Raw genomic sequence first — 22,736 nt, forward strand, 5'->3', positions numbered from 1 at the left:
ATAGCCAAAAACCCTTAAATACACTTTATTCCCCGATATAAACTTGGCGAGGTCGTGTGATTCTTGTTGTTGGATCTTTGATATGCTCTAGGAGTTGCGCACACCAGCCGGGCATTCTACCGATAACAAAAATAGGCGTAAAGAGTGAAACAGGAATCTTTAAAGCAGAGAGAATGATTCCAGAGTAGAAATCCACATTTGGATAGAGATTTCTCTCCACAAAATAGCTATCATTTAACGCCACTTCCTCCACCTTATGAGCTAAATCACTCAAGCGTGAATCCATTTTAATTCCCTTAGCGTCCAAGTCATCTTTAAGCTTTTTAAGAATCTTCGCACGCGGATCGTAGTTTTTATACACCCTATGCCCAAAGCCCATAAGCCTAAATGGATCGTTTTTATCCTTTGCCTTAGCGATAAATTTATCCACATTTTTCGCATCGCCAATTTCATTAAGCATATCAAGCACTTTTTCATTTGCCCCGCCGTGTGCTGCTCCCCACAACGCATTGATCCCAGCACTCAACGCCGCATAAGGGTGTGCTCCGGTTGAAGCGACATTACGCACCGTTGTTGTAGAAGCATTTTGTCCGTGATCAGCGTGAAGTGTGAAAATTTTATCCAACGCCTCAACCTCTAAAGGCGTAATTTCAGCTGGACCGCTAATTGTTTGTTTCATTTTTCCGCCCGGATACGCACGAAGCATATATAGGAAATTCTCCACATAGCCACGCTCCACATCAGGATAAATATATGGAATCCCAAGCGAATGTCTATACGCAAACGCCACAAGCGTTGGAATCTTAGCAATAGCGCGTCTTGCCATTACTTGTCGCTCCTCTTCATTACTCATATCCAAGTGATGAAAGTGAAATGTAGAAAGAGCCGAGAGGGCAGCAGATAGATTTGCCATAGGGTGAGCAGTGTCCGGGAAAGCATTAAAGATATTAATAAGCCCCTCGTGCAGGAAACTCCTATGCATAAGCTCTATTTCAAACTCCTTAGATTCTGCGCCATTGTTTGGTGCATCACCTGTAATCAAAAGCTTACACACATCGGTAAATTGATACTTCTCTACAAGCTTTTGCAGCGGGAAGCCTTTATAGAGTAGCTCCCCCTCTTTACCATTAATGTAGCTAATCGTAGATTTACACCCAGCCGTTGAGCCATAGCCCGGATCATAAGAGAAAATATTTGTGCGCTCAAAAAGCTTGGAAAAATCCACCGCTTTTGGACCTCTCGTGCATTCAATCAGCTCAAAATCAAAGCTTTCTTTTGTTTCGTTATTTGTTAGCGTAATGGTTGCCATAACATCTCCTTTATGTAAGATTTGGAATCTAAATCGCCCTTTCATTATGGCACAAACACCCAATAAAGTCAAAAAAAAATTAAATTTTTATACAAAACTGCCACCAAAAGTGTCAAATGATACATTCAGTCAAATCATATATGCTCGCCGCAATAAATTCAAATAAACTTAATATATTCTTAATTTAGCGATTTTTGCGGGGTTTTGCTGATTTTTTTGTATAATACACCAACAAATCAGCAAAAGGAGGAAATATGTCAAAGCATAAAGTTGTTTTAACAACCCAAGACAGAGAAGAACTCGCGCCATTGCTAAATATCACAAAAGCCGAGCGAGAGCTTATGCCCAAAGAGATTTTAGAAAAGCTTGAACTCCTTGCCAAAGAGCAAGAAGAAGGCGGTTATCAAGATCTTGAACAAATCATAGAAGAATCTTTGCAAATCGTAGAATCTCTTGAGCCAAATGCCGATGCTAGCGCACTTTATGAGACACACAAACGCTCACAGCTTAAAAATTACATTTGGTGGAGAACACATTATCAAGTTTTCCTTGCTAGACGCAAAGCCCAACGCGCCAGACGCAAATGTCATAAGAAAAATAAATCCTAAATTCTACCTTGCTGTGCTAACCCTAAGCAGAATTAAATCTCTACTTAGGGTTTGTTACCACATTCTACTTAAAATGTAATTTTCAACCAAATACAATAAAGTTTTTAGACTCTATCCCTCTTTTTTATCATCTTTTTGTGGGTTGAGTAATTCGCTCGTGTCAATTTCAAAATCAAAGAATTCAGATTCAAAGCCTGTGTGTGAAATTTTGTCATAATGTTGGATAGCAGCTTTCATATTTTTGCCCTCTTGGTAGAGTAGCCCAAGGGCGTATCTTGCCTCAAAGTTTGTAGCAGATTCTATCTTGGCAAGTTGCAAAAGGGCTACGGCGTTCTCGTGGCGATTAGCCCCCATAGCTGCAATAGCCGCTAAGAATCGCGTTTGCGAATCTCCTTCACCCAAATCATCAAGCAAGGAGTTATATATCGCAAAAGCCTTTTCAAAATCATTGCTGTATATGTTTGAAAGCGCCAAAGCCTGTAAGATTCCATTGCTTGTGTGTGTCTCAACAACAAGCTTTGCCTCTAGCTCTTCTTGGATAGAACGCAACGAGCCTGTTACAAAGCCCACATACACATACAATTCCCTTGCCAAAGAGGGTCCATAGTAGATTGAACGCATATCAAGATTCTTTTCTTTATAAATAATATTCATCTGCAAGGCAAAATCTTTCAAATTACTTCCAAATCTCTTACCAAGCTCATACATCGTATGTGTAACCGCATCTTTTGGATAAAAGCCCTTTAAAGATTCAAAAGCATTTGCTATTTGCACTCCATTAGCCGCATAGATTCCATACACCGCACTTAACGCATAATAAATAGGCTTCCGCTCATAAGATGGTTGCTGTTTTAGTGTATCAAACCAAGAAAGAGAATCTGTGGGCGAATCGCTTGTGTAGCGGAATAAAGAAAGTAAAAAATCGTGCTCTAGCTTATTAGTAAAATTCATCTCTGCCAAATCAGTGGAGATAGTATTGCTCAAGCGAGAAGTGTCGCGATAAGTCAGCTCTGCACACATAAGGGCGAAGATTCCAGCCATTGTGTTGTTATTATCCAAATGATAAGCACGGATAAAATGCAAATATCCATTATCAAAATCATTCATTTGTGCATACAAAAGCCCGACATTATAATGCAAAACAGAGTGATTTGGGTAAGTTGCAAGGGACTGCTCCATAGATTTGACCGCTTCGCGTATATCTTGATTTGCTATTAAGTAACGCAGATTCTGTGCGATTGAGCGATTGACTTGTGAAACTTTCTGTCCCTCTTGCAGCGTGTTTTTCGCACTCTCAATATTATTCACGTGAGCATTTAAATTTCCATCATCAATAATCGCCAAAGCATTTTTTGCATCAAAAACTAAAAAAGGTGCGTAATAGAAAAGAATCTTATAGCCCAGCATTTTATTATGCTCAAATCGGCGATTCCAGAAATTTTCCTGTGCGAGATTCACATCAAACAAATCATCACGCAATTTTGCCTTGATAGGATATTCATCAAAGACCTTTTGTGTCTCTTCTGCGGCATTTAATCGCTCAAGAATCAAAGCACTTTCTTTAAAATTCCCACTTTTTGTCTCAATCAGTTGCAATGCCATTAAAGCCTGTGGATCGCCCACATTGCTCCCAAGATATTCATACAAATATTGTTTTGCTTGTGTGTATTCCCCAAGCCTTGCGTGCAGCAAACCAATGGAGAGATTGTCATCTTTATCTGCTACTTGCTTGAGTTGAGCTAACGCATTATACTCATCGTTAAAAATCAAAAACACTTCCGCAGCAAATTTTTTACTCTCTTTGGTATAATCTGGCGAAGAGGGATTAAGAAAGGGGGATAGCGATTCAAAATAAAAACCCTTATAATATTGCAACAACCCATACAGATAAGAATACAACGGCTGATTTGCCGTATAATACAAATAGCTTGAGCTAATGCCTAGATAATACTCATATAGATTTATATCACCCAGCATATACGCACTATATGCGGCATTAAACGCACTCACACTTATATCTTCCCCAGAGTAAATGGCACTATCAAAAGAGCTGATAGCTTTTTTATACTCACCCTCATTTATCTTAATCACGCCCAAATTATATGCAGCAAGGGATTGAGAATACGCAGCAATATTATTAAACAAATCCAAAGCCTCCATTTTATCACCCTGTGTGTAAAGAATATTTGCCTTGCGTATCATATTACCAAGCTCTGTTTCATCTACTTCGGGACGCTTTGAGCCACTTAAAATAGGAGCTGGCTGGATAATCTTTCGTGAAATGGGGGCAGATTCTGTTTTTTGCTCTTCCTTGCCACCACTAAAGATTAAAATCACAATCAGCACTAAAAAAACAAGCACAAGCACCGCAATGGCAATCGTGCTAATCATTAGAATCTTATTTTCCTTTAAAGCTGCTAGAAAAGCGTTAATTCTTGCTTTCAAGGGAGCTAGAATCTTTTGCAGCTTACTCTCTTTAGATTCTGTAGCTTCACTTGGCTTTTGCTCATCGCTTTCTTTTGCACCCTCTTGTGGTGGTGTTGCAGAATCTTCAATCTCTAGATTTTCATCAAGATTTATTACTTCTTCTGCCATACTCTCCCCTTAGCCTTTTTGCGATATTTTCTTTATAGATATTTTTCTAGCACTTTTGGGATTTCTATGCTCCCATCAGCCCTTTGGTAATTTTCCATAATAGCAATGAGTGTCCTGCCTACTGCTAATGATGAGCCATTAAGCGTATGCACGAGAGCATTTTTGCCATTTTCTTTATAGCGGATTTTTGCCCTTCGTGCTTGAAAGTCCCGCGTGTTTGAAATAGAGCTTATCTCGCGGTAGCAGTTCTGCCCGGGTAGCCACACTTCAATGTCAATGGTATTACTCGCGCTAAAGCCCAAATCCCCCCCACAAAGCTGCATAAAGCGGTGCGGAAGCCCTAGCTCACTTAGAATCCCACTTGCTGTTTTTAGCATTTTTTCCTGCATAGATTCACTTTGGCTTGGGTGAGTAATCGCCACAAGCTCCACTTTGTCAAATTGATGTTGGCGTATCATACCGCGTGTATCTCGCCCCGCACTCCCGGCTTCTTTGCGAAAACAAGGTGTGTGGGAAGTCAGCATTATAGGCAAGTTCTCGCTTGGGATAATGCTGTCTTGATAGAGATTTGTAAGCGTGATTTCCGAAGTAGAGATAAGGTATAAATCGTGTTCGCTCCCCTCCTCATCAAAATGAGAATCCACCTTAAACATATCGTTTTCAAACTTCGGCAACTGCCCCGTGCCAAAAAGCGTCCTAGCATTAGCAATCACAGGCGTTACCACAGATTCAAAGCCCTGCCTTTCATTATAATCAAGCATAAAGTTAATTAACGCACGATTGAGTTTTGCCCCCATTCCACGCAAGACAGAAAAGCGACTTTTAGCAAGCTTCACGCCAGATTCAAAGTCAATCCAGCCATTATCCACACCTAACTCCCAATGCTCCTTTGGGATAAAGTCAAAGATTCTAGGCTCTAGCACCTTTTTTAGCTCAATATTATCACTTTCATCTTCCCCCATTGGCGTAGCAGAATCTGGCAAGTTTGGAATAGTATAGGCAAGATTCTCAAGCTCTGTTTCAATGGCTTTGAGCTTAGATTCTACTTCAGCCATTTGAGCTTTATTAGAATCTAAACTCGCCTTTAGCTCATTAATATCCCTGCCCTCTCTTTTATACTCGCCAAAAAGCTTTGAAGTTTTATTTTGAAAGGCTTGGAGAGATTCAAGCTCCTGCTTTGAGCTTTTATACGCAATGGCAAGATCTTTTAGTGCTTTCAGTGTATCTTCACTCACTTTTTTTATACAAAGTAGCTCACTCACCCTATCAAAATCATTTATCAAAGCCTTTGTGTCAATCATATCCCTATCCTTAGTTTTCTTAAATTTGCAAACAATTTCAGCCGTATTCTAGCCTAAAAAAGCATTTTTTATTCCCTAAAAAGCCTAAAGTCAAAGAGCAGTTTAAGTATTAAAAAACAAGTTGGAAAGTTTGTAGTTAATGTGGTAGAATTGCGATTAGAGGTTGCCTAAGAGAGTGCGACCTCTCTTAGAGTAACCTACTTCTTTACAAAGGAGGTTACGATGAGTAAGATTTATTCCCAAATCTTAATCGCTATGATACTATTATGTCTCATAATAGTCAAGTGCTACTAAGATAATCCATAGCCTACCTTATAAAGCCTTTGGTCGTTAAGGGGGTAGGCTAGTCTTACTCACTCTCCTACTTAACGCTTAGCTACTTAACTTTTAGCCTTGTTTCATCAAATTGGCTTCAATATGAAAAACAAAAATGTTTTTATCTAGGAATGAAATAAAGTTACTAAACTTAGTATAAAATACGCTTTTTTAGATTCTAAGATAAGGCAAAAGGCAAGGTATGTTTGGCATTGGTATTTTTGAGCTACTTGTAATTTTGATTGTGGCGATTATCGCCCTTGGTCCTAACAAACTCCCCCAAACTATCATTGATATTGTCAAGTTTTTCCGTGCGGTAAGAAAGACTATGGCGGAGGCAAAAGAGAGCTTTGACAAAGAGATAGAGCTTAGCGAAATCAAACAAGAAGCACTCAAATACAGAAATACCATTTCAAATGAAGTAGATAAACTCACCCAAGATATGAAGCTTGATGAGTTGAGAGAGCTTAACATCAATGATTTAAGCGATAGCCTTAAACCCCTGCAAGAGAGCCTGACAGACACGAAAAAGGAGCTTGACAAAGAAGCCAATGCCTTGCACAGCACACTTAAAAACCTTAATACAGAGCTTAGCTATGAAAGCCTAGATTCCAAAAGTGAAGATTCTAAAAATGCAGAATCTAATATGCCACACGCCACAGCTCAAAACCTAGAATCTGCAGAATCCACGCAAGATTCTACCCTTACATACAAAAATACTACAAGCTCAAAGTCGCAAGATTCCACCCCCCAACACATAGGATAAACAATGCTAGAAGATTTAAAACCCCATATCCAAGACTTACGCAAACGCCTTATTATCAGTATCCTTGTGCTTTTGGGGGCTTTTGGCGTGTGCTTGGGCTTTTGGGAGCAGATATTTTATTATATTAAGCTACCCCTTGTAGATGTGCTAGGCAGTGAGATTAGGGGTAAATTCATCGCTTCGGGTATGATAGAGGGCGTGTTTATCGCGATGAAGTCCGCTCTTTTTGCTGCACTTATTATCGCTATGCCTGTGATTTTTTGGCAGATTTGGATTTTTGTCGCTCCGGGCTTATATAAACACGAGAAAAAAATTGTCATTCCTTTTGTGTTTTTTGGCACATTTATGTTTGCCCTTGGCGTTGCGTTTTCTTACTTTGGCGTTTTGCCTTTTATCATTAAAAATGTCCTGCTTTTTGGTAATGATCAGTTTGAAGCCTACATTACAGCGGAGAATTATTTTGCGTTTTTTATCCGCTTGATTATCGGCTTTGGCATAGCCTTTGAACTGCCTGTGCTATGCTTTTTCCTTGGCAAAGTGGGGCTAATAACTGATGAGAGTTTAAAAGGATTTTTTAAATACGCTGTGGTGATTATCTTTATCATCGCTGCTATTATCGCCCCGCCTGATGTGATTTCGCAAGTGCTTTTAGCTATTCCGCTTGTTATGCTCTATGGGATTTCTATTGTGATTTTAAAATTTGTGAATCCCGCTTCAAAACTTGCTGATTTTGATACAGATGATGATGAGAGCGATGAAGCCCAGCCTACCACATATACAACGCCTACAACGCAAGATTCTAAAGATTTTAATAAAGAATAGCAATGCCCCACCACAACGCCCATTCTAAAGATTCTAAAGATTTTTTGCTTTCAAGCTATGATTATGCCCTGCCACAAAGTGCCATAGCTCAAAGCCCAAGCAATCCTAGAGAGAGTGCAAAACTACTTGTGTATGAAAGAAAAAGTGGCAAAATTACGCATAGTGATTTTTATCATTTTAGCGATTTTATCCCCAAAGATACATTGCTTGTTTTCAATAATACCAAAGTCATAAATGCCAGAATCTACGCTCATAAGCTCAACCCACAAGCCAAACCTAACCCAAAGCGTATGGAGATATTTTTCCACAAAGTGCTAGATTCTTTTAGATTCTTAGTCCAAATTAAAGGCAGGGTTAAAAGCGGTGATAGGCTGATTTTGCAATCTCACAAGGCTTTCACATGCCCCATTATCGCCCAAGTGCTTGAATGCTGTGAAAATGGTATGCGGATTGTGGAGTTTATGGAATCTATAAAAACTCATAGCTCACAAGAAAATAGAATCTTAAATGACAAAGAAGTGTTTGAGCTTTTTAATAATCACGGCTATATCCCGCTACCGCCCTATATCAAACGCGATGAAGCTAATCAAAATATGCAAGAAGATAGCGTATTTTATCAAAGTGTGTTTGCAAAGGAGCTAGGCTCTGTGGCAGCTCCCACGGCGTCTTTGCATTTTAGCAAACAAAGTTTAGAATCTTTGCAAAAATCTTTTCAAACCTGCTTTGTTACCCTACATATCGGGGCTGGGACATTTATGAATGTAGAGAGTGAAGACATTCGCCATCACACTATACACAAAGAGTATTTTTCAATCTCAAACTCAAGTGCTAAGGCTATCACTCACGCTAAAAAGGTGCTATGTGTCGGCACGACAAGTGCGCGTTGCGTGGAATATATGATGAGATATAAAGTTTTATGCGGAGAGTGCGATATTTTCTTATATCCGGGCGTTGAGTTTAAGCGGGTGGATTATTTACTTACAAATTTTCATCTCCCAAAAAGCACATTGATTATGCTAGTAAGTGCGATGGTGGGGAGAGAAAAATGCCTTGAACTCTATAACATTGCCTTGGAAAAAGGCTATAAATTTTACTCTTATGGAGATGGGATATTGATACTATGATAGATTTACAAGATAAATTACAACAACACCGCATTATGCTAGGAGATGAGTGTTTTAAGCAGTTTCAAACCTTTGGCGAAGAGCTTTTAGAGTGGAATAAGATTCACAATCTTACAGGGGCTAGCTGTATGGAATCTGTGCTTGAAAATATCTTTGATTCTTTGTATCCGCTGAAGTTTATTGATGAGTTTGAATCTTGTATGGATATAGGCTCTGGTGGGGGATTCCCTGCCCTGCCCCTTGCTATTGCTAAACCGCAATCGCAATTTTTTCTTATAGAGCCGCGTGCTAAAAGGGCTTCATTTTTACAAAATATCAGCGTGCAGCTTGGGCTAAAAAATGTAAAGGTGCGTTCAATGCGGATTGAAGAAGTGCCAATCAGTGAAGTCAATAATATCGCCCTTATCACTTCTCGTGCGTTAATGGACGCTAGGAATCTTATCGCTCTTTCAAGGAAATTTTTGCAAAGTGATGGGTATTTTCTCTTTTACAAAGGCACAAACTTTAGACAGGAAATGCCAAGTATGAGCGTGGAAGAGTGCTTTGTGCGGGAAAATAGAATCTACTATTACAAGCATAGCCGTGATTTATAAATCTTAGTCTTAAAGGAAATATATGAAGTTTTTTGTTATTTTACTTGCACTTTTAGCGTTAGCTTATCTTATCTTACGCCCATTGCTTAAGACAAACAAAACCCCCAATGGTATTGAAGAAATGCAGGAATGTGCGTGTTGTGGCGTGTATGTCTCTGTCAATGAATCTTTTCTCTCAAATGGAAAGTATTTTTGCTCTAAAGAATGTCTGCAAAAGGGGGCGAGATGATGATTCTAGGGCGTTTTGGTAGTGTGAGAAGGAAAGATATAAGGGGGAGAGTAAAATGATTATCATCGGGCATTATGCCATTAGCTTTGCTCCATTTGTGGAAGTGAAAAGTGTTGAAGATATTGCTAAGGTTGGAGCTGAATCTGTCGTGTGGTTTGACACATCTGCTTTGAAACAAGAGAATGCTTTTGAGATTGCCAAGCATTGCTATAACTTTCAGGTGAAATATGCTGTGAAAATACATTCTTTAGAAGAGCTTGTGCTGTTTGCTAATCTCACGCCGCAATTTTTACTACTTGATAAGCTTGATAAAGCAGGGGCTTTTCAAAAGATTGTTGAGCATTATTTGCTTGATTGCAAACTGCTTTGCGTCATTAAATTCCAAAAACAAATCGCAAAAATTGCACAACTTGGCATTGATGGCGTGATTTTTAAGCAAGTTTTAGAAAGAGTTTAGGTAAGATTTCGCCCTTGTTATTTTTAAAGAGGGGTGTCCGAGTGGTTGAAGGAGCACGCCTGGAACGCGTGTAAAGTGCAAGCTTTCGAGGGTTCGAATCCCTTCCTCTCTGCCAGAGTAAGCTTTTTTAACTTTTCAAAGCCAATCTAGTCCGTTTTCTCCGCTTCTATTTTTAGTGTATTTGTATTAGACTCTTATATTTTAAAGTGATTTTAGTCCATTAAGATTCTCATCTCACACAAAAAATCTTTAATCTATCGCACTGCACTCTACCAACATCTCCCCTTGTGCGTTGTAAAAATAATCCGTGCCTATGGCGTCTTCGTGGATTCTATGCTCTATCTTTACCCCATTTTCAAGCACAAACTCCACCACCCCACCAATACTCGCACTCCCGGGCGTAGCACTTTGAACTGCTAAGACACTACCCTTTGGCAAATGCTCTTTATACAATATCTCACGCCCATTTATTCTAAAGTCCCAATACCCTTTACCATTAGGAAACCAATCATCAACGCTCACCTTATCATCCTTATGCCCTATCACACGCACATCTTTTACAGGCACTTCAAAAGCTAGAATCTCGCTCTCATTCCCCCACGATACCGCCCTAACAAATATGACTTGCGGATATAAACTTTTAAGCTTATTCAACATAGATTCCACTTTATCCGTCTCAAACCACTCCTTGCTTACACGCACAGCAAAGGCTTTTTGCTCTATCTGCTCTTGGGTAAGGCACTCTTGCTTAGATTCCACACCTCTGGCTTCCACTGCCACTATCGCCCAAAACACACATAGCACAATCACAGCAAACCGCATAAACACCCCCTTTTTATAGCTTCAACTATCCCTAAATTAAGATTGCAAAAAACCTAACCCCTTAAGCCCTTCTCACTCAAATACCTATCCAAACTCTCATCATCAAGCACCCTGTCATAATACTGCAGGGCAATCCGCCTTTTATCATTTGTCTGTATATCGCCATTTATCGTGTCAATAAACTCCCTAAAATCCGCATTTTTATTCACTAGCATATCAATAGTTCTAAAATCCAAGTTTCTTACCAACGATGGCAAAAGCACAGAAGATTCAGTAGGCTCTAGCTCTAGCTTTATAAGCCCAATGCCAAAGCTACTATGCAGCCGCCTTAGCTCATCAAACACTTCAGAATCTAGCTCTTCAAATACGACCAAATACCCCTCATTTGCAAAGCTAGAGTTACTCACCGCTTGAAAGTAGCTTTCTTTCAAATTGCTAAAATCAAGTGAAACCTTTAGCTCAAAGGAGTAAATCTTAAAATCACGGCGGTTTAGATTCTGGCTTAGCTCTAGCGTTTCTCTCTCACTATAATCATTAAATGGGAAATGCACCCCCACAATATCGGGATAGTTCCACTTATCCTGCCCACTTTGCGTCTTTTTGCTCTTTTCGTGCTTTATCGTCTTTGCATACACATCAAAATAATCTTTTGCAAACCGCACAAACAACGGGTGCAAATCCCGCTCGTGAAAGCCCCTGCCTTTTTGCTTCTCGTTACTTGTCTTGCTTGTCTGTATTAGAGATTCTAAGCCATTCTGCAATTCATTCTCTCTTGCCTTTAGCCAAAAGGTCGTGGGGTTAGTTGAAGCTTTCATAAAGATAGAATCTTGCTTATCTCGCATATCTCTCCAAAGTCGGTCATATATCGTTTTAACTGTCTGTCGATTCGCATTTGCTAGATTCTTATCCAATCCTTTTTCTACCGCTATATCCCAAACCTGTCCCGCTTTAAGCGGAGCAGTCGCACTCTCTAGCACAGCCCTTGCCACTTCCAAATATGTCATTTTCTTTTGCATTTTTATCCTTTTTCTTAGTCTCTATCCAAACACTCTTTTGAAGATAGAATCTACATTTTTTGTGTAATAGCTAAACTCAAAGCATTCGCGGATTGCTGCTTCACCGATAAGTCCTACAAGTTCGCTATCCGCTAAAAGATATTGCAAATAAAGCGATTCGCCCTTATCGTTTAACGCACTCTCACCATTTTGCAAATCGCCCCAAACCTTCATCGCATTTCTTTGCACGATTTTATAGGCATCTTCGCGCGATACGCCTTTTTTAGGAAGTTCAAGCAGAATGCGTTGTGAAAATACAAGCCCACCTGTAAGGTTGAGATTTTTCATCATATTTTTTGGATAGACCACTAGCTTTTCAAGCAGCCCTTTTAAACGCATTAGCATAAAATCTGTGGTGATAAAGCTATCTGGCAAGATAAATCGCTCCACGCTACTATGGCTGATGTCTCTCTCGTGCCACAACGCGACATTCTCCATTGCGGGCAGGGCATAAGCGCGTATCATTCTGCAAAGCCCTGTGATGTTTTCACTCAAAACCGGGTTTCGCTTGTGGGGCATAGCCGAGCTTCCCTTTTGTCCGCTTTCAAAATACTCTTCTGCTTCATAGACTTCTGTGCGTTGCAGGTGTCGCACTTCAACAGCGATTTTCTCACAGCTACTAGCAAGCAGGGCTAAATCACTCATAAGCCTAGCGTATCTATCCCTTTGGATCACTTGATTACTCACAGGGGCTGGTGTAAGTCCAAGCTCTTTGCACACTAGCGCTTCAAGCTCCATAGGCGTATGGGCGAGATTCCCCATAGCCCCACTGAGTTGCCCCACAGAGATGACTTCAAGCGTGGATTCCAACGCCTTTAAATGCCGCCCTAGCTCATCATACCAAATCGCCAAAACGAGTCCAAAGGTGATAGGCTCTCCGTGGATTCCGTGGCTTCGCCCCACCATTAGCGTGTCTTTATGCTGATAAGCCCTTGTCTTTATCGCCTCTCTCACTTGTTTAATATCATCTAAAATAATCTTTAAGCTATCTCGCATTTGCAGTGCCACAGCGGTATCTATGCAATCGCTAGAAGTGATCCCATAATGCACCCAGCGGCTCTCTTCACCCAAGCTCTCCGCCACAGAAGTGGTAAAGGCGATTAAATCGTGCTTAGTAACAGACTCAATCTCATCAATCCTAGCGATGTCAAATTTCGCGTTTTTACATATCTTTTCACAATCGCTATCAGGGATTAGCCCTAGCTTATTCCAGCCACGCACTAATGCCTTTTCTACTTCTAGCCAAGCAGAATACTTCGCATTCATATCCCATAGCTTTTTCATCTCTTCTCTTGCGTATCGCTCTACCATTTTTTACTCCTTAAATTGTTTTATAGTCTATACCGCGTTATACACGCCTTTGTGGAGAGAATTATAATGAATCTAAGCTTAATATGCTACAATCGCGGATTCAAAACGACAAGTGTAAAATCACAAGCCCAAAGCTAGATTCTACAATGATAAGGATTCCTATGAATACTCCTTTAAATATCGCCCTTTTACAGCTCCCGCCACTCTCCCCAACCGACACGCGACTACATCAATACCTTAGCACTTGCAAAAAGCAAAAGGTTAGTCTTGTGGCGTTTGGGGAATATGTCTTTAACCCATTTTTTAGGGAGTTTAATAAGAATCATTCTAAAGAGATGATTAGTGCCATTTCGCATAACGCCCTAAATACGCTACAAAAACTAGCTAAAAAATACAAGCTTGATATTATCGCTCCATTGCTACTTGGGGAAAATGGAGATAGTGGGAATGGTAAGCTTTATAAATCTATTGTCCATATCAGCAATGATGAGAAAAACTCCATACATATCTATCAGCAACAACGCCTCATTGCCTACCCACACTGGAATGAAAAGAAGTTTTTTAATAATAAGATTCCAAAATCGCCCAAAACACCCATTGTATTTGAGAGATGTGGGCTGAATCTTGGTGTGATTAGCGGCTTTGAAGCACATTTTGATGAGCTATGGCTAAGGCTTAAGAATGCTAAAGTAGATATTGTGATTATGCCTTGCAGCAATACTTTTGGCTCTAAAACACGCTGGAGGAATCTCTGCTCTATGCGTGCTTTTACAAACTCTATGGCACTTTTGCGTGTCAATCGCGTAGGCAGTGGCGTGTATGATGAAACGCAGTGGCGATTTTATGGTGATAGCTTGTTTATTAATGCCAATGGCGAGATTGAGGAAAATCTTGGCGATAAAGAGGGAATGCTACTTGTAAGTATTGAAAAAGAGCAGATTCTAAACGCTCAAAAAGAATGGGGATTTAGAATCTAAGAAATGTGCTATAATGGCTCATCTTATTTCAAGGACACAAGTGCCACAACAAAGCAATCATCAACCTTTGCAAACCTCGCAATCCACCTCTTATGAAGAAACCCACATAGATGATTCACGCACTCATTTAGATTCAATCTCGCAGGATTCTATCTTAGATTCTACTTCGCAAAAATCCACAGAATCTACTCAATCCACCCCGCAAGATTCCGCTAAAGAAGCTACACTAGAATCTAGTTTAGATTCCATAGAATCAGAATCTACACCAAAAGAAGAACGCACAATCAAAATCATTTTAGGTGTGGGCATAGCTCTTATTTTTGGCATTATCGCAGCAATTTTAGCAAGAGTGTATCTTGGGGCTTCTTTTAAGGTCTCAGCCTTGCTTGGCATTATCGCCCTGCTTGTTACGCTCTGGACGAATAAAGCCCTGCCACTAGGGGTCGTCTCACTTTTGCCTATTATTCTTTTTCCAAGCTTTGGCATACTTGATACCAAAAGTGCCACGGAAAACTACGCCAATCCCATTATCTATCTCTTTTTGGGCGGCTTTATGCTAGCCACCGCCACAGAAAAAATCGGGCTTCATAAAATCATTGCCAAAAAGTTTTTCTCCTTTTTTCCGCAGAATCCAAAGGGCGTTATCTCCGCACTTGGACTTGCTTCTTGTGTGCTTGGCACAGCTTTATCAAACTCCACAACCGCTATTTTGCTTCTACCCATTGCCCTATCAATCACGCAGGAGTATTTTCTTAAAATGCGATTTTTACTCGCCGTGGCATTTGGGGCGAGTATCAGCGGGATTACAACGCCTATTGGCTCACCACCGAATCTTATTTTCCTAGGATTCTTAGAAAAGCTTGGCTTTAATGGCATAAGCTTTACCACTTGGATTTTTATGATGGCTCCGCTTACTTGCCTTATGCTTTATACGATGATTTATATCCTATCTTTTGGCACGCAGGGTTATAGCGTGGAGTTTAAGGCATTTGAAAATATACAAGTTCGCACTGAACACAAGCGGTTATTATTTTTTATCGCTCTTTTGCTTGTTGTGTTGTTTTTAAACTCTCCCATTAAGCCTTTGTATGATGGCTTGGGGCTAAATGAAAATGTGATTTTACTAGCCTTTGGGCTACTTATGTTTGTGCCAAAGATTGGGTTTTTGGATTGGGACGATTCTAAATCTATCCCTTATGAGCTGATATTTTTGTTTGGTGCGGGATTTTGTATCGCTACTGCCTTTTCTCAATCCGAGCTTGGCGGGGTGTTTGAAGGATATTTTATGCAGTTTGCAAATTTGCCATTTTTTGTATTTTTGCTTCTTGCTTGTGTGTGTGCGATTATCGCCACAGGCTTTTTAAGCACAACGGCACTTATTGCTATTTTACTGCCTATCATTTATACCGCTACGCAGTCGTTTTTGGTCGCAGATGAGCCGACAATCACAATGCTTGCGATTACTATTTGTGCAAGTTTTTCTTTTATGATTCCTATCTCCACACCGCCTAATGCCATAGTCTTTGAAAAAGGCGGTATCAAGGTGTGGGATATGGTGCGATTTGGATTCTTGCTAAGTGTTGTGGGGATTGTGGCTGTGAGTATCTTTGCCTTTGCGTATTGGCGGTGGTTTTTAGAGTAGGCAAATAATTTTACAAAAAAAAGATAATATCAATTAATTATAAAATGATAGAATCTAGCCGCTTTGCTAGTCAAGGTTAAGATAAACTTTACTTTTTTAACAAACAACAATTAGGAGCCACGATGAAAAAGGTTTATTTAGACAACAATGCCACGACAATGCTAGACCCTAGCATTAAGGCATTGATGGAGCCTTATTTTTGCGAAAAGTTTGGGAATCCAAATAGTTTGCATAAATACGGCACAGAGACGCACCCAGCGATTGCTGAAGCAATAGAGAAGCTATACAAGGGCATTGATGCGGACGATAATGATGATATTATCATCACTTCTTGTGCGACAGAGTCAAATAACTGGGTGATTAAAGGTGTGTATTTTGATGAGATTGTAAAAAAGGGCAAGAAGCATATTGTTACCACAGAGGTGGAACACCCCGCAGTTAGGGCAACTTGTAGCTTTTTAGAATCTTTAGGCGTTGAGGTTACTTATCTGCCTATTAACGCACAAGGCACAATCACCACTGAGCAAGTGCGTGAAGCTTTGCGGGAAGATACCGCACTTGTTAGCATAATGTGGGCGAATAATGAGACCGGACTTATTTTCCCTATTGAAGAAATCGGTGCATTATGCAGACAAAAAGGTGTGCTTTTCCATACTGACGCGGTGCAGGCTATCGGCAAGATTCCTGTGAGTGTGAAAAAGGCAAATGTGGATTTTCTAAGCTTTTCAGCGCATAAGTTTCACGGACCAAAGGGCGTTGGTGGCTTGTATATTAGAAAAGGCGTGGAGCTAACCCCGCTTCTACACGGCGGAGAGCATATGCGGGGCAGACGCTCTGGCACACTCAATGTCCCCTATATCATCGGTATGGGCGAGGCGATGAAACTTGCCACAGATTACCTAGACTTTGAGCTTACACAGGTGCGAAAGCTTAGAGATAGGCTAGAAGACGCGCTTTTAAGCATACCTGATGTGTTTGTCGTTGGCACAAGGGAAAATCGTGTGCCAAATACGACACTCATTAGTGTGCGAGGGATTGAGGGTGAAGCAATGCTATGGGATTTAAACAAGGCTGGGATTGCCGCATCAACGGGCAGTGCGTGTGCGAGTGAAGACTTAGAAGCAAATCCCGTAATGGTAGCCATTGGAGCGGATAAGGAGTTAGCCCATACAGCTATTAGAATCTCTTTAAGCAGATTCACTACGAGCGAAGAGATTGATTACACGATTGAAGTGTTTAAGAAGGCGGTGGGGAGGCTTAGAGCGATCTCTAGTAGCTATGAAAACTAGATTTTAAGACATTCGCATTTGGGTATGCAATTTGTGCGATTGTGGGGATTTTAGGATAGTCATTACCGCTTTAGGTAACTCCTACCCTAAAATCCCCACAAAACACGCAAAGCCATACCGCAACTGCTAAAATGTGTTTTGCGTTGTGTTTTACAAAATACTTCCGCAATGTGTTTTGAAATGTGCTAGATTCGAGAATCTAAGCGATAAAAATTTATACAACAAAAAAAAGGAAAAGAAAATGGCAAAGAATGACTTAATCGGTGGTGCGTTATGGGACGCATATTCAAACAAAGTAAGTGAGAGAATGGACAATCCCACACATTTAGGCGTTTTGACACAAAAGGACGCTGATGAAAAGGGAGCAAAACTCATCGTGGCAGACTATGGCGCGGAAGCGTGTGGCGATGCGGTGCGGCTGTATTGGCTTGTGGATTCTAATGACACAATCATTGATGCAAAATTTAAAAGCTTTGGCTGTGGGACGGCGATTGCAAGTAGTGATATGATGGTAGAACTCTGCCTTGGCAAAAAAGTGCAAGACGCGGTAAAAATCACAAACCTTGATGTAGAGCACGCCTTGCGTGATGACCCTGATACTCCAGCAGTCCCGGGGCAGAAAATGCACTGCTCTGTTATGGCGTATGATGTGATTAAAAAAGCAGCGGGGATTTATCTAGGCAAGGACGCAGCGGACTTTGAGAGTGAAATCATCGTGTGTGAATGTGCGAGAGTTAGCCTATCTACCATTAAAGAAGTTATCAAGCTAAATGATTTAAAAAGTGTAGAAGAAATCACAAACTACACAAAAGCAGGGGCGTTTTGCAAAAGCTGCATTAAGCCCGGCGGACACGAGGCAAGGGAGTATTATTTGGTAGATATACTCGCACAAGTCAGGGCGGAAATGGATAAAGAATCTGTGAAAAAAGTTGCTGATAAAGGCGGAGACATCGCATTTGTTGAAATGACAATGGTGCAAAAGGTAAAGGCGATTGATAAAGTGATTGATGCCAATATCCGCCCTATGCTTATGATGGATGGGGGCGATATGGAGATTTTAGATATTAAAGATACAAGTGATGGCTTTATCGATGTATATATTCGTTATCTTGGAGCATGTAGTGGTTGTGCAAGTGGTGCGACAGGCACACTCTATGCCATAGAATCTGTGTTGCAAGAGCAGCTAGATTCTAAAATTAGAGTATTGCCGATATGATAGGCTAGAATCTAAGCGGGGCTATCTAGCCCCTACAAAGCCACTGCCAACCATAATAACTTAACACACAAAAGGATTCTTATGTCATCAAACACACAGGAAGGGCAAAGAAAAAGGCTAGATTCTATCACTATTTTTCAGCTTAAGTGGCTTTTTTATACTACGCTCTTTTGGGGTGGGATTTTGGCTTTTAATCTCTGTGGAGAAGCTAGTCTTTTAATCTCTTATGGTATTTTTTGCCTCTTTTTTATCAGCAATGGATTTTGCAAGCACAATACAAAAGCTTTCCCTTATTTTTGCTTTTGTGTATATCGTGCTATTATTCACCCTTTGTATTGTGGGAAACTATAATTTTATGGCTTGTTTTTCTGTGCAAATGCTATCGTATAGCCTTATACTTGCCGTTCTTATTTTTAAGAAATACTATCGCTTAAGCATCACACTTTGTGTGTATATTGCCTTTTATGCTATGGCATTGCTACTTGGAGAATATCATCTGCTTGGGAGTTTTTATAAATAAGAAAATATTCTAGTAATAAATAAACTTCAAAACAAAAAAGATTTAGAGATAATGAAAATTGCGTATAAATCACATATACACCTCTGCAAATCTGTGAAAACCTTTGAAAAACAGACTAAAAATACTAGAATCTTAACTCTAATTCACACCACTCTAAAGAGAGATAAATGCATCGCAAAAGTGCTAGGATTTTACTGCTTGGCTATACGCTTATTGCTATTGTTGGAGCTTTGCTTTTAATGCTCCCTGCTATGCACAAAATTGATGATTTTGCTTTTATCGATGCGTTTTTTATGACAAGCTCTGCGGTAAGCGTTACAGGGCTTATCGTGCAAAATACAGGGGCGGATTTCACATTCTGGGGGCAGCTTGTGCTACTTGTGATTATCCAAATCGGTGGCTTTGGGTATATGAGTATCACAAGCTTTATTTATCTTATCTTGCGTGTAAAGATTGATCACTCTAATCGCATACTACTCCGCGATAATCTCACGCTACCTACGACTTCTGGGGCGTTAAATTTCCTAAAAAAACTCTTTTTGCTTGTGTTTTGTATTGAAAGTGCTGGGGCGGTGCTGCTTAGTATGCGATTTATGCTTGATTATCCGCTTTTAGAAGCACTTTGGCTGGGGGTATTTCATAGTATTTCTGCGTTTAATAATGCTGGGTTTTCTGTGTTTGAGACAGGACTTATGGGATATAGGGCGGATATAACTATCAATATTGTCATCACAACTTTGATTATCATAGGTGGGCTTGGGTATTTTGTGCTACTTGAGGTGTATTACTGGGCAAATAAGAGGAGTAAAAAGCTCTCCACGCACACAAAGGTTACGCTTGTGGGGACTGCTATGCTTTTAATCGTGGCGTTTTTATCGGTGTTTTTACTGGAATATAATAATCCAAAAAGCATTGGTGAATTTTCCTTGTGGGATAAGATTCTAAGCTCGTATTTTGCTTCAGTTAATTACCGCACTTCTGGGTTTAACACGCTGGATTTAAGCCTTTTTAAAGATGCGAGTTTGTTTTTTGGCTCTATTTTTATGGTGATTGGCGGTGCGCCGGGCGGGACTGCTGGGGGGATTAAAGTCAGTGTGTTTGTGATTTTACTGCTCTATGCGTATCACACGCTAAGAAACAGCAATGCTGTGAGTGTCTTTCACCGCAGAATCACGCAAGATGCCATTAGCAAATCCTTTGTCGTAGTGGTTGTGGCGTTTTTGTATATTAGCTTTTGTGTGATGATTCTTTCACTCTTTGAAGATGGAGGGGCTAGGGGCTTTCTTGCCTTGCTTTTTGAAGTATGCTCGGCATTTGGCACGGTTGGGCTATCGATGGGCGATGGCGGGATTTTGAGCTTATCGGCGAATTTTGATGCGATGGGCAAGCTTATCATCATTATCTTAATGCTCTCTGGCAAAATTGGGATTCTAGCCTTTGCCTTTGCTGTGTTTGTGAAGAAAAAGCCAACCGGCGTAACCTACCCAGAAGCAAAAATCTTAATCTAAGGAGACAAAATGGCTAAAACTTATGGCGTGATAGGGCTTGGGAAGTTTGGATTCTATGTAGCAAACGCACTTATAGAGCAAGGGCAAAAAGTCGTTGTCGCTGATGTGAGCGAACAGGCGATTTATGCTATCTCGCAGCAAACGGAGCTAGCGTATATTTTAGATTCTACTGATACAAACGCGCTGAAAGAAGCGGGATTTTCAAATTTAGATTTTGTGATTGTAAGCATTGGGGAAAATATAGAATCTAGTATTCTTACGCTTATGGCACTAAAGGAGCTAGGCGTTAAAAACATCATTACAAAGGCGATTACAAACATACACGGGAAGATTCTATCAAAGCTTGGGGCAAGCAAAGTCATCTACCCAGAAAAAGAAGCCGCCCAACATTTATTGCGGAGCTTCATCACACACCCAGAATTTGAAAATATAGACATTTCTAGCAGTCTCAAAGTCTGTAAATTTAGCGTTACAAAAGACTATGTGGGTAAAAGTGCGGTGGAGATTTTACGCTCACTTGTTGGTAAGAAAGAGTGCGAGATTAAGGTTATAGCTATTAAAGAAAATGCCGATAGCGAGTGGAATCTAAGCCCTAGCGATGATATAGTGCTTTTTGAAGGGGCTAGGATTGTGTATTTTGGCACACAGGAGTATATGGATAAAATCAAACCATAAAAAGCAAAACCTAACTTAGCTACATTACATAAGCTCTAAGAGCTTTTAAGAATCTAGCTCCAACGAGATTCAAAAAAGCATTCTATTTTTTAGGCTTTTTAGTATAACTCACACCCACATCATTACATCAGCGTGGCATTAGCGTGTCAATGGAAACTCCACGCGAATGCTCGTGCCACTGCCTAGCTGACTTTTTAGCTCTATTTTTGCGTTATGAATCTTAGCAATATGCTTTACAATTGATAGCCCTAGCCCACTGCCACCAAGCTTTTTACTGCGGCTCTTATCCACGCAATAAAACCGCTCAAATACCCTTTCTTGCTCTTCTAGCGGTATCCCTATACCTGAATCTTTCACGCACACACTCGCACCTTGGGAGTTTTGGCTTAAAGTCAGCGTGATTTGACTTTTCTCATTGCTGTATTTAATGGCATTTTCCACAAGGTTATAAATCATATCTTCAATTAAAGAGCTAATCCCCCAAATCTTACTTTCACGCCCATTAGCATTAATAACAATCTCAATGCCCTTTTCATCAGCTAAAGATTTAAGATTCTTGCTCACCCGCTTTAGAATCTCGCCCAAATCAAGCGGACTTTTTTCTAGCTCAATGGTATTTTCATCAAAAAATGACAAACGCAGAATCTTATCAATCAAGGTTAGCAATCGCTTAGATTCTGTATATATTTTTGTAAGAAACTCCGCCTCATCTTCTTTCTTCACAAGCCCACTTTTTAGCATTTCGCTACTTGCTAGGATAATGGCTAGGGGCGTTTTTAGCTCGTGGGTAACATTTGCACTAAACTCTTTTCTAAAATCTTGGGCTTGTTTTTGTGAGCTTTTATCAATCAGCACCATTGCGATAGCTTGGAGCTGGGTTTTCACCCATACAGGCAAGGCGATGATATATAAAGTGCGTCCCTTTATCTCGCACTCAAAGCTACAATCACTAGCCTGTGGCTCTTGCATAATATTTTGCAATTCAGTTTGCAATGCGGTTAAATGTGGAGATTCAAACAAGCTATCGCTGGAATCTATCTGCAAATACTCAAGGGCTATGGGGTTGCAGGACTTGATATGAAGCTCACTATCAAGGAGCAAAAAGCCCTCATTCATATTTTGGATAATCGTCTCAATCTCGTGCTGTCGTGCGTTTATGATGTGGAGTTGCTTTTTGATTTTTTTCTTTTGCTTAGCGATGCGTTGCATAAAGATTTGAAGTTCTGGGTAGGGATTTGTCTGCATAGGTGAAGAAAGATTGATATTTTCAATAGGCTTAATGATTTTCTTACTCAAAATGGAAGCTAAAATCCCGCTTAGTGCCAAGCCAAAAAGAAGTAATACACACAAATAAGGCAAAAAGTCAAACAGCACAAGGCTTAAAGCCTTTTTCTGCTCACTCAAACGCACGATGATGTTTTGTGAATCCACACTCATCATTGTGGCGACATAGAGTGTTTGTTCATTGAGTGTGGCAGATTCTCTTTGGGTGAAAATGGGCTTATTTGCTTTATTTTCAAATTGTGTTAAAACATCTTGGACTTCTTGTCGCCAAAGATGATTATCCATAGATTCTACTTGTGCCTTGCTGTCATAAAGCAC

The 22,736-nt window shown here is 40.3% G+C and carries 22 protein-coding genes and 1 tRNA gene; 16 read left to right on the forward strand and 7 right to left on the reverse strand.

What is annotated here, in order from left to right:
• Window positions 1-25: 25 nt before the first annotated feature.
• Window positions 26-1,309 carry a citrate synthase gene (locus LS74_RS06520; RefSeq protein WP_034586633.1) on the reverse strand — a complete coding sequence of 428 codons (1,284 nt, stop codon included), beginning with the start codon at window positions 1,307-1,309 and terminating at the stop codon, window positions 26-28.
• 254 nt (window positions 1,310-1,563) lie between these two features.
• Between LS74_RS06520 and LS74_RS06525 the strand changes: the two genes are divergently transcribed.
• On the forward strand, window positions 1,564-1,917 hold the full coding sequence (locus LS74_RS06525) for a hypothetical protein (RefSeq protein ID WP_034586635.1): 354 nt from the start codon (window positions 1,564-1,566) through the stop codon (window positions 1,915-1,917).
• 111 nt (window positions 1,918-2,028) lie between these two features.
• Here the strand turns inward: LS74_RS06525 and LS74_RS06530 are convergent, their stop codons facing one another.
• Window positions 2,029-4,512, reverse strand: a complete 2,484-nt coding sequence (locus LS74_RS06530; RefSeq protein ID WP_034586637.1) for a tetratricopeptide repeat protein — start codon at window positions 4,510-4,512, stop codon at window positions 2,029-2,031.
• A 32-nt stretch (window positions 4,513-4,544) separates the two neighbouring features.
• A complete protein-coding gene (serS, locus tag LS74_RS06535; RefSeq protein ID WP_034586639.1) occupies window positions 4,545-5,813 on the reverse strand; it encodes a serine--tRNA ligase in 1,269 nt (422 codons plus the stop codon).
• 517 nt (window positions 5,814-6,330) lie between these two features.
• On the opposite strand from serS, the gene tatB reads away from it, so the two are divergent.
• The 7 genes from tatB to LS74_RS06570 all read left to right on the forward strand — a co-directional run bounded on the left by tatB (window position 6,331) and on the right by LS74_RS06570 (window position 10,234).
• Window positions 6,331-6,894: a Sec-independent protein translocase protein TatB gene (gene tatB / locus LS74_RS06540; RefSeq protein WP_034586641.1), complete on the forward strand. Its 564-nt coding sequence runs from the start codon at window positions 6,331-6,333 to the stop codon at window positions 6,892-6,894.
• A gap of 3 nt (window positions 6,895-6,897) precedes the next feature.
• Window positions 6,898-7,716 (forward strand): twin-arginine translocase subunit TatC, encoded by an 819-nt coding sequence (tatC, locus tag LS74_RS06545; protein WP_034586643.1) that lies wholly within the window; start codon window positions 6,898-6,900, stop codon window positions 7,714-7,716.
• A 2-nt stretch (window positions 7,717-7,718) separates the two neighbouring features.
• On the forward strand, window positions 7,719-8,840 hold the full coding sequence (gene queA, locus LS74_RS06550; RefSeq protein WP_138128934.1) for a tRNA preQ1(34) S-adenosylmethionine ribosyltransferase-isomerase QueA: 1,122 nt from the start codon (window positions 7,719-7,721) through the stop codon (window positions 8,838-8,840).
• The gene (gene rsmG / locus LS74_RS06555) at window positions 8,837-9,433 is read left to right on the forward strand and encodes a 16S rRNA (guanine(527)-N(7))-methyltransferase RsmG (RefSeq protein WP_034589364.1); all 597 of its coding nucleotides are present in this window, start codon (window positions 8,837-8,839) and stop codon (window positions 9,431-9,433) included. Before queA ends, rsmG begins: the two co-directional genes overlap by 4 nt.
• Before the next feature lie 22 nt (window positions 9,434-9,455).
• Window positions 9,456-9,662, forward strand: coding sequence for a PP0621 family protein (locus LS74_RS06560; RefSeq protein WP_034589363.1), 207 nt, complete (start codon window positions 9,456-9,458; stop codon window positions 9,660-9,662).
• 55 nt (window positions 9,663-9,717) lie between these two features.
• A complete protein-coding gene (locus LS74_RS06565; RefSeq protein WP_034589362.1) occupies window positions 9,718-10,119 on the forward strand; it encodes a hypothetical protein in 402 nt (133 codons plus the stop codon).
• 27 nt (window positions 10,120-10,146) lie between these two features.
• Window positions 10,147-10,234 (forward strand) — tRNA-Ser (locus LS74_RS06570).
• Window positions 10,235-10,368: 134 nt separating this feature from the next.
• Here the strand turns inward: LS74_RS06570 and LS74_RS06575 are convergent.
• From LS74_RS06575 to purB, 3 genes are read right to left on the reverse strand one after another with little or no spacing between them, the layout of a single operon-like run.
• The gene (locus LS74_RS06575; RefSeq protein WP_034589360.1) at window positions 10,369-10,941 is read right to left on the reverse strand and encodes a hypothetical protein; all 573 of its coding nucleotides are present in this window, start codon (window positions 10,939-10,941) and stop codon (window positions 10,369-10,371) included.
• Between the two features lie 53 nt (window positions 10,942-10,994).
• The gene (locus tag LS74_RS06580; protein WP_138128936.1) at window positions 10,995-11,957 is read right to left on the reverse strand and encodes an HTH domain-containing protein; all 963 of its coding nucleotides are present in this window, start codon (window positions 11,955-11,957) and stop codon (window positions 10,995-10,997) included.
• 21 nt (window positions 11,958-11,978) lie between these two features.
• On the reverse strand, window positions 11,979-13,307 hold the full coding sequence (gene purB, locus LS74_RS06585; protein ID WP_034584581.1) for an adenylosuccinate lyase: 1,329 nt from the start codon (window positions 13,305-13,307) through the stop codon (window positions 11,979-11,981).
• Between the two features lie 83 nt (window positions 13,308-13,390).
• On the opposite strand from purB, the gene LS74_RS06590 reads away from it, so the two are divergent.
• The 8 genes from LS74_RS06590 (at window position 13,391) to LS74_RS06620 (ending at window position 21,134) form a co-directional block, all read left to right on the forward strand.
• Window positions 13,391-14,284 (forward strand): carbon-nitrogen hydrolase family protein, encoded by an 894-nt coding sequence (locus LS74_RS06590; RefSeq protein ID WP_236096846.1) that lies wholly within the window; start codon window positions 13,391-13,393, stop codon window positions 14,282-14,284.
• A gap of 13 nt (window positions 14,285-14,297) precedes the next feature.
• Window positions 14,298-15,926 (forward strand): SLC13 family permease, encoded by a 1,629-nt coding sequence (locus LS74_RS06595; RefSeq protein WP_236096847.1) that lies wholly within the window; start codon window positions 14,298-14,300, stop codon window positions 15,924-15,926.
• Window positions 15,927-16,048: 122 nt separating this feature from the next.
• On the forward strand, window positions 16,049-17,215 hold the full coding sequence (locus LS74_RS06600; protein WP_034584588.1) for a NifS family cysteine desulfurase: 1,167 nt from the start codon (window positions 16,049-16,051) through the stop codon (window positions 17,213-17,215).
• Between the two features lie 241 nt (window positions 17,216-17,456).
• Window positions 17,457-18,431, forward strand: a complete 975-nt coding sequence (locus LS74_RS06605; protein WP_034584591.1) for an iron-sulfur cluster assembly scaffold protein NifU — start codon at window positions 17,457-17,459, stop codon at window positions 18,429-18,431.
• Between the two features lie 81 nt (window positions 18,432-18,512).
• Entirely contained in the window at window positions 18,513-18,782 is a 270-nt protein-coding gene (locus LS74_RS10905; protein WP_034584593.1) for a hypothetical protein, read from the forward strand.
• 4 nt (window positions 18,783-18,786) lie between these two features.
• The gene (locus tag LS74_RS10910) at window positions 18,787-18,951 is read left to right on the forward strand and encodes a hypothetical protein (RefSeq protein ID WP_167480470.1); all 165 of its coding nucleotides are present in this window, start codon (window positions 18,787-18,789) and stop codon (window positions 18,949-18,951) included.
• Window positions 18,952-19,118: 167 nt separating this feature from the next.
• Window positions 19,119-20,459, forward strand: coding sequence for a TrkH family potassium uptake protein (locus LS74_RS06615; RefSeq protein WP_034584596.1), 1,341 nt, complete (start codon window positions 19,119-19,121; stop codon window positions 20,457-20,459).
• A 9-nt stretch (window positions 20,460-20,468) separates the two neighbouring features.
• On the forward strand, window positions 20,469-21,134 hold the full coding sequence (locus LS74_RS06620) for a potassium channel family protein (RefSeq protein ID WP_034584599.1): 666 nt from the start codon (window positions 20,469-20,471) through the stop codon (window positions 21,132-21,134).
• 138 nt (window positions 21,135-21,272) lie between these two features.
• On the opposite strand, the gene LS74_RS06625 is transcribed toward LS74_RS06620, so the two are convergent.
• Window positions 21,273-22,736 carry a sensor histidine kinase gene (locus LS74_RS06625; RefSeq protein WP_236096848.1) on the reverse strand — a complete coding sequence of 488 codons (1,464 nt, stop codon included), beginning with the start codon at window positions 22,734-22,736 and terminating at the stop codon, window positions 21,273-21,275.

Source organism: Helicobacter magdeburgensis (assembly GCF_000765825.2).
GTDB lineage: Bacteria > Campylobacterota > Campylobacteria > Campylobacterales > Helicobacteraceae > Helicobacter_C > Helicobacter_C magdeburgensis.